Source organism: Naasia sp. SYSU D00948, from assembly GCF_017916515.1.
Lineage (GTDB): Bacteria > Actinomycetota > Actinomycetes > Actinomycetales > Microbacteriaceae > Naasia.
The window spans coordinates 698,825-710,636 of the sequence record NZ_JAFMTA010000001.1; the positions used below are offsets into that span (position 1 = coordinate 698,825).

Below are 11,812 nucleotides of genomic sequence, written 5' to 3' on the forward strand. Positions count from 1 at the left end.
AGTGTGCACAACCCAGGACTACTTATCCACACGCTACGCCGCACCCCTGACACTTCCTGGGCTCTAGGATTCTTGCCCTGTGAGTAGTTACGCCGGCCTGCTGAGAACGAGGGGCGTCGCTCGCATCATCTCGGCGCAGCTGCTGGCCCGATTCCCGAGCGGCATGCTCTCGCTGGGCTTCCTGCTGCACATCGAGCGGACCACCGGGTCGTACGGCGCGGCGGGTCTCGTCCTCGCCTCGCTGAGCGTCGGGCAGGCGGTCTCGGGACCGCTCACGAGCAGGCTCATGGGCCGGTTCGGGATGCGCCCGGTCATCGCGTCGGCGGTGGTCCTCTGCAGCCTCGCGATCGTGGAGATCGCGCTGGTGCCGCAGCCGGTCCCCGCGTCGATGGCGGTCGCGCTCGTCGCGGGCCTCACCTTCCCGCCCATCCAGCCGGCGGTCCGGACGATCTACCCGAAGATGGTGAACTCGCGACAGCTGACCCCGCTGTTCTCGCTCGACGCGTCGGCGCAGGAGCTGATCTGGATCGGCGGGCCGGTGCTCGTCACGTTCGTGTCGACCCAGATCGGGACCGTCGAGGGCGTCCTGCTCTCCGTCGTGATGATGACGGGCGGCGGGCTCTGGTTCCTCGCCTCGCCCGAGGTGGGACGGGTGCGCATCCCCCGCAGCAAGCGGCGGCTCGGAGCGGTCCTCGCGAAGCCCACCGTGCTCCTCGCGACGATCGTCGGGTTCCTCCTCATCGCCTCGTGCGCGGCCGTCGAGGCCTCCGTCGTCGCCGCATTCGGCGAGGAGGGGCCGCAGGCGGGCATCGTGCTCGCGATCTGGGCGCTCGGCTCGCTCGCGGGCGGGCTCCTGTTCGGACACATCCCGATCGGCCCGTGGGCGCTCGCGCGCCGCGTGCTGCTCGTGACCGTGGGGCTCGCTGCGGCGGTCGCGATCCTCGACTTCTGGTGGCTCTCCCTGACCCTGGTGATCTCCGGCCTGGGTCTCGCGCCGGCGCTCGCGGTGCTGTCCGCGATCACGTCCTCGAGCGTGAAGTTCAGCGACACGGCCGAGGCGTACGGCTGGATCGGCACGGGCCAGCTGATCGGGGCCGCGCTCGGCTCGGGCGTCGCGGGCTTCCTCATCGATGCGCAGGGAGCACTCGGCGGGTTCTGGACCGGCTTCGCGTTCGCGGCGGCGGCCACCCTCGCCGCGGTCGCGGGCAAGCGCTGGCACCCCGACCTGCGCCACCGCGACCCCAGCCCGCTGCCGGACACCGACTCGATCCCCGTCCAGCCCAGCTGACGCGGCCGGCGACCGGTTGCGCGGCCGACCCCTTTCGCGGCCGCCCCCCCCTAGCCGCTGACGCCCTGCGCGGATCAGGAGATCCTGCGCGGATCAGGACACTCGGCGGGTTCCCGTCGCCGTTCAGGAAGAAACGCCGCCCGGCGCACGGGAAGTCCTGATCCGCGCAGCAGCACCGACCCGTCTCCCGCCGACCGGACGTCCTGATCCGCGCGAACCACCGCCGCCTCGACCGCGATCGGCCTGCGGATAATGGACCGTGACCTCGGACGCGCTCGCCCCCTCCGTGCCCCTCAACGACGGGCACTCGATCCCGCAGCTCGGATTCGGCGTCTACAAGATCCCGGACGACGAGGTCGAGCAGGCGATCGCGGAGGCGATCCGGGTCGGCTACCGCCACGTCGACACCGCGACCCTGTACCGCAACGAGCGCGGGGTGGGACGCGCGATCCGGGATGCCGAGGTCCCGCGCGACGAGCTGTTCGTGACCACGAAGCTGTGGAACGACGACCAGGGCTACGACCGCGCCCTCCGCGCGTTCGACGAGAGCATGGCCCGGCTCGGGCTCGACTACGTCGACCTCTACCTGATCCACTGGCCGGTCCCCAGCCGGGACCTGTACGCCGAGACGTGGCGCGCGCTCGAGCGGATCCGCGAGGAGGGGCGAGCCCGCTCGATCGGCGTCTCGAACTTCGCCACGGCGCACCTGCAGCGCATCCTCGACGAGGGGAGCGTGCCGCCCGCCGTCAACCAGGTCGAGCTGCACCCCTGGCTTCCCCAGTCGGAGGTGCGCGCGTTCGACGCGGAGCACGGCGTGGTGACCGAGGCGTGGTCCCCGCTCGCGCGCGGCCGGGTGCTCGGCAACGAGGTCCTCGAGGGGATCGGAACCAAGCACGGCAGGACCGGAGCGCAGGTGGTGCTGCGCTGGCACCTGCAGCTCGGAGTGGTCGCGATCCCGAAGTCGGTGACGGCGTCCCGCATCCGGGAGAACTTCGACGTGTTCGACTTCTCGCTCGACGACGAGGACCTCGCCGCCATCGCGACCCTCGACAGCGGTGTCCGCACCGGCCGCGACCCCGCCCAGGACTGACGGGGCCGCGGCCCGCGCGAGCCTCAGGCGGCCGGGATGACGCCCTCGTTGACGAGCGCCTGGAAGTAGCCGAGCTGGTAGCCCTCGGCGGTCGGGTGCAGGAAGCCGATCGGATCGGTCGGGCCGCCGATCCACGAGTCCTCGCTGCCGAGCTCGTGGTGCCGGAACTCGTCCCGCACGTCGACGTAGATCACGCCGGCCTCGTGTGCGGCCTTCCGCACGGCCTTGTTGAGCTCGTCCCCGCCCTTGAGGAGCGCCCTCGTGAAGTCGTCGCCGTGGGCGTCCGGGCTGAAGAGGTTCGGGTAGCCGAGCACGACGATGTCGGCCTCCGGGAAGACCCTCTGCAGCTCGGTGTACACCGCGACGAGCGAGGCCGTCAGGGCGTCCGCCTCCTCCTTGGTCACGGTGAGGAGGGCCTGGCACAGTGCGGGATCCGCGGTCGGGCCGAAGCACGCCGGCCCGAGGGCCGAGAAGCCGAGGTCGTTGCCCCCGAGCGTCAGCGTGACGAGGTCGACGGTGGGATCCGGCGTCGCGGTCGCGAGGACCGCGAGCACCTGCGCCGTGGTGGCGCCTGCACAGGCCGTGTTGGCCACCAGCTCGACGCCCTCGACGGCGTCGACCAGGTTGGGGTAGCCGAGCGGGCTCTGATTGCACGGGAGGTTGGCCGGGTCGAAGGGGATCGACCCCTGGCCGGCGGTGTACGAGTCGCCGATGGCGACGTACAGGGTGGGCTCCGGGGCGGCGACCGCGGGAGAGGCGGCCGCCGCGACGAGTCCCAGCGCGAGGGGGACGCCGGCGACGATGCCGGCCAGGCGGCCCTGACGGCCGCGTCGCTGAGTCAACATGGCGCGCAAGGTACTCCCCGGCAGCGGATACCGGGAAGGGCGCTTGGACCCCTCCCGGCCCCGCATGCCGAACGCGAGACCCCCTAGGCCCTCACCAGCGGGAGTGGACGGCCTCGCGGAAGTACCTGTCGTAGATCTCCCGGGCGCGACGACGGAAGTCGTCGCCGAGGTCCGACAGGGAACCGGCGGCCGCGTTCATCCGGGCCTGCCGGGGGTTGCGGGCTCCCGGGATGACGGTGCTCACCTCGGGCAGCTGGGCGACCCACGCCAGCGCCGCCTGCGCCGCGGTCATGCCCTCCGGCACCAGCTGAGCGAACTCGCGCGACGCGGCCACCCCGGACTCGAACTCGACCCCGGAGAACGTCTCCCCCACGTCGAACGCCTCGCCCCGCCGGTTGTAGGTGCGGTGGTCGTTCTCCGCGAACGTCGTGTCCTCCGTGTACTTCGCGCTGAGCAGACCGGACGCGAGGGGGACGCGGGCGATGATGCCGACGCCCGCCTCCGCCGCGGCGGGCAGGACCTCGTCGAGCGGCTTGAGGCGGAAGGCGTTGAGGATGATCTGCACGCTCGCCACGTTCGGGCGCGCGATGGCGGTGAGTGCCTGCCCGGTCTCCTCGACGCTGACGCCGTAGGCGGCGATCGCCCCCTCCTCGGTGAGCGTGTCCAGGGCGTCGAACACGGCGTCGGACTCGTACACCGGCGTGGGAGGGCAGTGCAGCTGGACCAGGTCGAGGGTGTCCACCCCCAGGTTGCGGCGGGACCGGTCCGTCCACTGCCGGAAGTTGTCGAGCGTGTAGTTCTCCGGCTCCTGCGGCACACGACGGCCCATCTTCGTGGCCACGGTGATGCCCGCGTCGGGGTGCGCCGCGAGGAACTCGCGCAGGAACCGCTCGCTGCGGCCGTCGCCGTACACATCGGCGGTGTCGTAGAAGGTGACGCCCTCCTCGAGCGAGGCCTCCAGGACGGCGCGGGCGTCGGCGGGATCGACGTCGCCCCAGTCCGCGCCGAGCTGCCAGGTGCCGAGGCCGATCACCGACACGGGACGCCCCTTGCGGCCCAGAATGCGCGTCTCCATGTGTCCTCCGTCCGGGCGGCGAGCTCCCGCCGCTCCTCCCTTTCTACCCGCTCCGGGAGGCGGCGGACTCGGATCGGTAACGATCCCGAGGGCACCTGCCGCGCGGGAGCGGGCGGTCCTAGTGTGTGCGCCATGAGGACTCCCCTGCGCGTCGCAGCCGTGGCGGCGCTCGTGCTCGCGCTCGCCGGCTGCACCGGCCCGCTCGGCGGCTCCAGCGGCTCCGACGGCGGCGGCGTCTCGGGACCCGGCGTCGTCGCACCCGAACAGCCCGCCACGGGCGAGGACTCCGACCGCGGCGAGAGCCGGCAGGAGATCATCACCGGCACGCTGAGCATGGTCGCGGCGGATCCGCTCGAGTCCGCGGACCGGGCGCGCGACCTGGTCGAGGGCGCCGGCGGACGGCTGGACGGCTTCGTCAAGGAGCCGAAGAGCCAGTACCAGGAGGCGAGCGCGCAGCTGATCGCGCGGATCCCCTCCGACCGGCTGGACGAGACGATCGAGGAGCTCGAGGGCCTCGCGACGGTGCAGTCGCTGTCCACGAGCTCGGCGGATGTCACCCGGCAGAAGACGGACCTCGACTCCCGCATCCGGAGCCTGCAGGCGTCCACCGATCGGCTCCGCCAGCTCATCACGACGGCGGCGACGACCGCGGACCTGATCGCGATCGAGACCGCGCTGAGCGACCGCGAGGCGCAGCTCGAGTCGCTCATCGCCGAGCGGGACTACCTCGCCGACCAGATCGAGTACGCGACGCTGACGATCATCATCACGACGCCCGCGAACGCCCCGACTCCCGCGCCGACGGACTTCTGGAGCGCCGTCGTCGCCGGCTTCACCGCGCTCGTCGCGGCGCTCAGCTGGACCGTCATCGCGTTCGGGGCGGCGCTGCCGTGGCTCGCGTTCCTGGCGCTGCTCGCGCTCGCGGTGATCGGGATCATCCGGCTGCTGCGCTCGCGCCTCCGGGGACGCCGGCCGGCGACACCGGCGACGGCGGAGGGGCCGCCTCCGGAGGCCTAGCGGGCAATCGGCGGAGGGGCCGCCTCCGGAACGGTCAGCGGGCCAGGTGCCGCGGCCGCGAGCGGTGCCGCAGCGCGCCGGCGGTGACCGCGCAGCCGAGGCTCGCCAGGCTCATGCCGACGATCAGGGCGAGCAGCCCCGAGTCGTCGGCGGACGGGATCAGCGACCCGCGCGACGAGGCGTTGCCGGCGAGGAGCCGCGTGTTGGGCTCGACCGCGGTCGGCAGGGTCTCCCGGGCCTCCTCGAGCGCACGGTTCGCCGCCCGCTGCTCCAAGTTCGTGAGCATCGGCCCCTGAGGCGCGACCGGCACGGCTGGAGCGGCGGCGGCGGCGGCGGGCGCCGCGGCGGAGGCGTCCGGGGACGAGGAGGACACGCCCGCCGGACTCGAGGACACGTCTCCGCCGGAACTGGAGCCGGCCGAGCCACGCGCCGCGGCGCCGCTGGACGCCGACCCGGCGGCCGGGGCCGCGGCAGCGGGCGGGGCCGCCTGAGCCGGGGGCGCGACCGGAGCCGGCGCGGCGGGCGCGGGGGCGGCCGGAACCGGCGCGGGCGCCGGAACGGGCACAGGAGCCGCCGGGAGCGCGGGCGGCTCCGCGACGACGGGCGGCGCGCCGGCCCCGCCGCCGCCGACCGCGTTCTCCCCCGTGCCCGGGGTCGACGGCTGCGCCGGATCGGCGAGGTCCTGGAGCTGGTCCGCGACGATGGGAGGGCACCCCTCGGGCACCGACTCGCACAGCCGCTCCACCGCGGATGCGGGAGCGACCGTGGCCGCCGTCGCCCCGAGAGCCGAGAACCCGGTGACGAGCGCAAGCGACAACGCCACGCGAAGCGCGCCAGACGTACCCAACTGATCCCCCTCAGCGTGTCGCGTCCACCCCTGAATCGCGACGCTCTATCCTGCGCTCCCGCGGAGGCGACGCGCCAGAGCCTCTCAGGGGACGCTCAGAAGGAGGCCGAGGCCGCCACCAGGGTGAGCAGCGCCTCGGCGTACGCGTCCGACGCATCCTCCGACGCGTAGGACTGGTCCTCGCCCCGGAAGTGGATCCGGACCTCGAACCCGACGGGGGCGGCCGACAGCGAGCGGAACGTCGCGCCGAGCAGCTCGCGCAGCTGGTCCTCGCGCGGGAGCCAGATCGCGTCCTCGATCGCCACCGAGTCGAGCGCCCACTCGGTCGTGCCGTTGAAGCCGAGGATCGTCCCGGTCGGATAGCTGTGCGCCTCCACCGTCATCTCGCTGACCGTGAACACGTCCCCCGACACCTCCGGCCGGTCGATGCTGAAGCGGTCCCCGGAGGAGGGCTTCCAGCGCAGCCCCGCCGTGCGGAGGGCACGAGCGAGCGGCAGGGAGATCACCCGGCCATTATGCGCATCTCGTCCTGAGAGCGGGGCGGAGCATCCGACCGGGCAGAATCGGAGGGTGACCCCCCTCTCCGGCACCCAGTTCTCCCTCGCCTCCGGCGACTACCGCGCCGACATCGCGAGCGTCGGCGCGACCCTCCGCACGCTCCGCCACGGCGAGCGGGACCTCGTCCTGTCCTTCCCGGCCGACTCCCTGCGCCCGCGGTTCCTCGGGGCGACGCTCGCTCCGTGGCCCAACCGCATCGTCAACGGGCGGTACCGGTTCGCGGACACGGACCAGCAGGTGGCGATCACCGAGCCGGACCGCGGCCACGCCCTGCACGGGCTCGCGTCCTGGCTCGACTTCCAGGCGACCGAGCAGGCCGAGGACTCCGTGACGCTGGAGGCGACGGTGCCCGCGCAGCAGGGCTACCCGCACCGCATCGCCCTGTCGGTCGCCTACCGGCTCGGCGCAGACGGCCTGCTCTGCGAGACCACGGCCGTGAACACCGGCCCGTCCGCCGCTCCCTACGGCACTGCGCCCCATCCGTACCTCTCCGCCGGCCCCGGCACCGCGGACGACTGGACTCTTCAGCTGCCGGTCTCGCGACTGCTTCAGGTCGACGAGCGGCTGTCCCCGCTGGACGAGGTGGACGTCCCGGGAGAGCTCGACTTCCGCAGCCCACGCGCCATCGGCTCGACCCAGCTCGACAACGCGTTCACCGGGATCGAGTGGGCGGACGGCTCCGCCGAGGTGAGGCTCACGGCGGCGGACGGGCGGGGCACCGCGCTGCGCTGGGGCCAGGAGTACCCGTGGGTGCAGGTGTTCACGGGCGACGTCCCCGAGCCGGAGCTGAAGCGCCGCGGTGTCGCGGTCGAGCCGATGACGTGCCCGCCGGACGCCTTCAACTCGGGCCGCGACCTCCTCGTGCTCGAGCCGGGCGAGAGCTTCACCGCCTCCTGGCGGATCACCGCGATCTGAGCGAGACGCAGCCCGGCCGCGCGCGGTCAGTCGTCCCCGCGGTCCCTCTGGCCGCCCGCGGCTCCGGTGTCGAAGTCGGCGCCGGGCTCGAGGAGCGGTCCCTCGCTCTCGGTGATGTCGATGTCCCAGTCCTTCGGGTCCTCGGGGACCTGAGGCCGGTCGCGGTCCTCGCTCTCACGCTCGCTCATCCCGCGTCCTCCCGCATGCTCGGCTTCGTCGGGGGAAGTGTCGCCCGTGCCGGCGACGGGCGTCAACGGCTACCGGCGAGTGCGGTTCCCGGGCTAGCGTCGCCCCGACGGAAGGAGCCGCCATGGTGAGTCCGATCGAGATTCAGAAGGCGCTCGGAGGCATGGAGTACCCGGCCGACAAGGACGCGATCGTCCAGCACGCCGAGTCGAAGGGCGCGGGGGACGACGTGCTCGAAGCGCTGCGCGGGCTGCCCGAGAAGAGCTACGAGCGCCCGACCGACGTCAACGAAGCCCTCAGCTGACCTGACCCCCGCGCTCTCGCTCAGCAGGAAGGCCGGCCCTCCAGCAGGTGCGGCGGGGCCGCGCCCTCCTGCTGAGCGCGCAGTCCACCTGCTGAGCGAGGGGTGCGGGCAGGGAGGACGTTCCGGTCGCCGGCCGCAAGCCCGTTGAGGGGGCGCGGGGCCGGTCCTAGCGTGACCGCATGGAGTGGCTCGCCGCGACGGACTCCGAGCTCGCTCGGCAGGTGCTGCAGCGGGGCATCGCCGCCGTCTACGTGATCGCGTTCCTCTCGACGGCCGCGCAGTTCCCGGCGCTCCTCGGCGAGAAGGGGTTCCTGCCGGTCCCCCGGCTGCTCGCGTTCGCGGGCAAGCGCGTCGGGCCCACCCTCTTCCGCTGGCGCTACTCCGACGCGCTGCTGCGCGCCGTGGCGTGGACCGGAGCCGCCATCGCGCTGCTCCTCGTGATCGGGGTGCCGCAGGCCGGGCCGCCGTGGGTGCCCATGCTCGCGTTCCTCGCGATCTGGCTGCTCTACCTGTCCATCGTCAACGTCGGCCAGACCTTCTACGGCTTCGGCTGGGAGTCGCTGCTGCTCGAGGCGGGGTTCACGGCCGCCTTCCTCGGCTCGAACGAGACGGCGCCGCCGACGACGATCATGATCCTCTTCGTCTGGCTCGTGTTCCGGCTCGAGTTCGGCGCCGGCATGATCAAGATGCGCGGCGGCGAGGAGTGGCGCAACCTCACCGCGCTCTACTACCACCACGAGACCCAGCCGATGCCGAACCCGGTCAGCCGGTACGCGCACCTGCTGCCCAAGCCGATCCACCGGCTCGAGGTCCTCGGCAACCACTTCGTGCAGCTCGTCGTCCCGTTCCTCCTCTTCTTCCCCCAGCCGATCGCCACGGTGGCGGCCGCGCTCGTGATCCTCACCCAGGGCTGGCTGGTGCTGAGCGGCAACTTCGCGTGGCTGAACTGGATCACGATCGTGCTCGCGTTCGCGGCGGTGAGCGACTCGGCCGTGCACTGGCTCGTCCCCGCGATCCCCGCCGACCTCGGGCAGGAGGATCCGCTCCCCCTCTACTGGCTGGTCATCACGCTCGCGGCCACCGCACTCCTCGTCGTCCTCAGCTTCTGGCCGGCGCGCAACCTGCTGTCCCGCCGCCAGCTCATGAACGCGAGCTTCAACCGCTGGCATCTCGTGAACGCGTACGGCGCGTTCGGGAGCGTCACCCGGCGCCGCTACGAGATCGCGGTCGAGGGCACCCGCGACGAGCTGCCCTCGGCGGACGCCGACTGGCGGGAGTACAAGTTCAAGGGCAAGCCCACCGAGCCCGAGCGGATGCCGCGGCAGTTCGCCCCCTACCACCTGCGGCTCGACTGGCTCATGTGGTTCCTCCCGCTCGGCGGCGACGACCGCTGGTTCATCGCGTTCCTCCGCCGGCTGCTGGAGGCGGATCGGTCGACGCTCAGGCTGATGCGGGAGGACCCGTTCGGCGGAGAGCGCCCCCGCTGGGTCCGCGCCCGCATGTACCTCTACCGGTTCACCACCCGTGAGGAGAAGCGCGAGAGCGGGGACTGGTGGGTGCGCACCCCGATCCGGATCGTCGTCCGCCCCGTTCGGCTGGAGGACTTCCGCTGAGACCGCAACGGGTGCCGTGGATGCCTCCCGGGGAATAGCCTCGGAATCTGCGGACGAAGGAGGAGCTGTGGCGGAGAGCGCCCCCATCGAGGACTACGCGATGATCGGCGATCTGCACACCGCCGCCCTCATCTCCCGCGCGGGAAGCATCGACTGGATGTGCATGCCGCGCTTCGACTCACCGGCGATGTTCGCGGCGCTGCTCGACACCGACGATGCGGGCCACTGGACCTTCGCGCCGGCGGAGGAGGTGCTCGAGGTGACCCGCAGCTACCTCCCGGGCACGTTCGTGCTGAAGACGGTGTGGAGGACCGCCGGCGGGGAGGCGGAGACCCTCGAGTTCATGCCGCTGCACGACCGCAAGGCGAACATCGTGCGGCGCGTGAAGGGCGTGCGGGGCCGGGTGAAGTGGAACTCGCGGATCCGCATCCGCTTCGACTACGGCGAGGCGGTGCCGTGGGTGCGCCAGGTTCCGGACCGCGGCGGGAACGCCCTGCTCGCGACCGCCGGCCCCGACGCGGTCATCGTGCGCGGTCCCCGGCTCAAGGCGTCCGGCCTCCGCCACGTCGCCGAGTTCGAGGTCGGCGAGAACGAGACGGTGGACTCGGTCCTCACCTGGTACCCGTCCTTCCGCGAGCCGCCGACGCCGATCAACGTCGACCTGGAGCTCCAGCGGACGCTGGCCTGGTGGGAGGACTGGGCGGGACGCAGCAACCCGCCCTCGCCGTACGACGACCAGGTGCAGCGCTCCCTCCTCGTGCTCCGGGCGCTCACGCACGAGGACACCGGCGGCATCGTCGCGGCCGCGACCACCAGCCTCCCGGAGGAGCTCGGCGGGGTCCGGAACTGGGACTACCGGTACGTCTGGCTGCGCGATGCGGCTCTCACCATCGGGGTCCTGCAGACCCACAACTACAAGCAGGAGGCCGAGGAGTGGCGCGGTTGGCTGCTCCGGGCCATCGCCGGGGATCCCGCCGACGTGCAGATCATGTACGGCATCGGCGGCGAGCGCCGGCTCCCCGAGCACGAGCTTCCCCACCTCTCCGGGTACGGCGGCGCGAAGCCGGTCCGAATCGGCAACGCCGCCTACACCCAGCGGCAGTGGGACATCTTCGGCGAGGTCATGGTCGCCCTCCACGGCGCCCGGAAGATGGGGCTCGCCGAGACCCGCGCGTCCTGGCCGCTGCAGCTCGCGCTGCTGAACTTCCTCGAGAAGAACTGGCAGAACCCGGACCGGGGGATCTGGGAGATCCGGGGCCCGGAGAAGCACTTCGTCCACTCCCGGGCGATGGTGTGGGCGGCGTTCGACCGCGGGGCCCGCGGCATCCGTGAGTTCGGCCTGCCGGGCGACGCGGAGAAGTGGGAGCGCCTCGCGGACCAGGTGCGCGAGGAGATCTACGCGAACGGCTTCGACGAGGAGCGCAACACCTTCGTGCAGCACTACGGCAGTCCGGGACTCGACGCCGCCCTCCTCCAGCTGCCGCAGATCGGGTTCATCGAGGCGGACGATCCGCGGATGCTGGGCACGGTGGAGGCGATCGAGCGAGAGCTCATGCGCGACGGGCTGCTGCTCCGGTACCGGACGGAGACGGGAGTGGACGGGCTGGCCGGCGAGGAGCACCCGTTCCTCACCTGCTCGTTCTGGCTCGCGGAGCAGTACGCGGCGTCCGGGCGGGTCGCCGATGCGCGCAAGCTCATGGACCGGCTGACGACCCTCGTCAACGACGTCGGGCTCCTCAGCGAGGAGTTCGACCCGGCCACCGGCCGGCAGATGGGCAACACGCCGCAGGCGCTGTCCCACCTGGCGCTCGTGCGTGCCGCCGACGCCATCGCGGCCGCGGAGCGGGGGCACGTCGACGAGCTCCCGTTCGTCCGGGGCGAGGCGGAGCCCGAGGAGGCCGAGCACGCCGAGGAGGCGACACCGGAGGACGCGGGCCCCTCGCCGGAGCGACCGGAGCCGCAGTCCGGCGAGGACCTCGGGGCCACGCCGAGTCAGGCCCGGGAGGCGTCCCGCGCCGACCTCGACGGAGCGGTCGGCGCCGGCGAGGTCAGCGAGGCCCGCGGCGGCGCCTGA

The 11,812-nt window shown here is 72.6% G+C and carries 12 protein-coding genes; 7 read left to right on the forward strand and 5 right to left on the reverse strand.

Annotation, left to right across the window (positions count from 1 at the left end; all coding sequences use genetic code 11):
• The first annotated feature begins 79 nt into the window (after positions 1–79).
• Positions 80–1,288 carry an MFS transporter gene (locus tag J3P30_RS03215; protein ID WP_210479490.1) on the forward strand — a complete coding sequence of 403 codons (1,209 nt, stop codon included), beginning with the start codon at positions 80–82 and terminating at the stop codon, positions 1,286–1,288.
• Positions 1,289–1,547: 259 nt separating this feature from the next.
• Positions 1,548–2,378, forward strand: a complete 831-nt coding sequence (locus J3P30_RS03220; RefSeq protein WP_210479491.1) for an aldo/keto reductase — start codon at positions 1,548–1,550, stop codon at positions 2,376–2,378.
• A gap of 23 nt (positions 2,379–2,401) precedes the next feature.
• On the opposite strand, the gene J3P30_RS03225 is transcribed toward J3P30_RS03220, so the two are convergent.
• Entirely contained in the window at positions 2,402–3,223 is an 822-nt protein-coding gene (locus tag J3P30_RS03225) for an SGNH/GDSL hydrolase family protein (protein ID WP_210479492.1), read from the reverse strand.
• Positions 3,224–3,314: 91 nt separating this feature from the next.
• Positions 3,315–4,298 carry an aldo/keto reductase gene (locus J3P30_RS03230; protein ID WP_210479493.1) on the reverse strand — a complete coding sequence of 328 codons (984 nt, stop codon included), beginning with the start codon at positions 4,296–4,298 and terminating at the stop codon, positions 3,315–3,317.
• A 132-nt stretch (positions 4,299–4,430) separates the two neighbouring features.
• Here J3P30_RS03230 and J3P30_RS03235 point away from each other — a divergent pair, with 132 nt between their 5' ends.
• Entirely contained in the window at positions 4,431–5,315 is an 885-nt protein-coding gene (locus J3P30_RS03235) for a DUF4349 domain-containing protein (protein WP_210479494.1), read from the forward strand.
• Positions 5,316–5,349: 34 nt separating this feature from the next.
• Here J3P30_RS03235 and J3P30_RS03240 read toward each other — a convergent pair whose 3' ends face one another.
• Together J3P30_RS03240 and J3P30_RS03245 are read right to left on the reverse strand one after the other, a co-directional pair.
• Positions 5,350–6,138 carry a hypothetical protein gene (locus tag J3P30_RS03240; RefSeq protein WP_210479495.1) on the reverse strand — a complete coding sequence of 263 codons (789 nt, stop codon included), beginning with the start codon at positions 6,136–6,138 and terminating at the stop codon, positions 5,350–5,352.
• Between the two features lie 119 nt (positions 6,139–6,257).
• The gene (locus J3P30_RS03245; RefSeq protein ID WP_210479496.1) at positions 6,258–6,668 is read right to left on the reverse strand and encodes a hypothetical protein; all 411 of its coding nucleotides are present in this window, start codon (positions 6,666–6,668) and stop codon (positions 6,258–6,260) included.
• Positions 6,669–6,732: 64 nt separating this feature from the next.
• On the opposite strand from J3P30_RS03245, the gene J3P30_RS03250 reads away from it, so the two are divergent.
• Complete coding sequence (locus J3P30_RS03250) at positions 6,733–7,635, forward strand: aldose 1-epimerase family protein (RefSeq protein ID WP_307807385.1); 903 nt, start codon at positions 6,733–6,735, stop codon at positions 7,633–7,635.
• Positions 7,636–7,661: 26 nt separating this feature from the next.
• Here J3P30_RS03250 and J3P30_RS03255 read toward each other — a convergent pair whose 3' ends face one another.
• On the reverse strand, positions 7,662–7,823 hold the full coding sequence (locus J3P30_RS03255) for a hypothetical protein (protein WP_210479498.1): 162 nt from the start codon (positions 7,821–7,823) through the stop codon (positions 7,662–7,664).
• 122 nt (positions 7,824–7,945) lie between these two features.
• Between J3P30_RS03255 and J3P30_RS03260 the strand changes: the two genes are divergently transcribed.
• The 3 genes from J3P30_RS03260 (at position 7,946) to J3P30_RS03270 (ending at position 11,812) form a co-directional block, all read left to right on the forward strand.
• Positions 7,946–8,125 carry a DUF2795 domain-containing protein gene (locus J3P30_RS03260; RefSeq protein WP_210479499.1) on the forward strand — a complete coding sequence of 60 codons (180 nt, stop codon included), beginning with the start codon at positions 7,946–7,948 and terminating at the stop codon, positions 8,123–8,125.
• Positions 8,126–8,304: 179 nt separating this feature from the next.
• On the forward strand, positions 8,305–9,738 hold the full coding sequence (locus J3P30_RS03265; RefSeq protein WP_210479500.1) for a lipase maturation factor family protein: 1,434 nt from the start codon (positions 8,305–8,307) through the stop codon (positions 9,736–9,738).
• A gap of 67 nt (positions 9,739–9,805) precedes the next feature.
• On the forward strand, positions 9,806–11,812 hold the full coding sequence (locus J3P30_RS03270; RefSeq protein WP_307807386.1) for a glycoside hydrolase family 15 protein: 2,007 nt from the start codon (positions 9,806–9,808) through the stop codon (positions 11,810–11,812).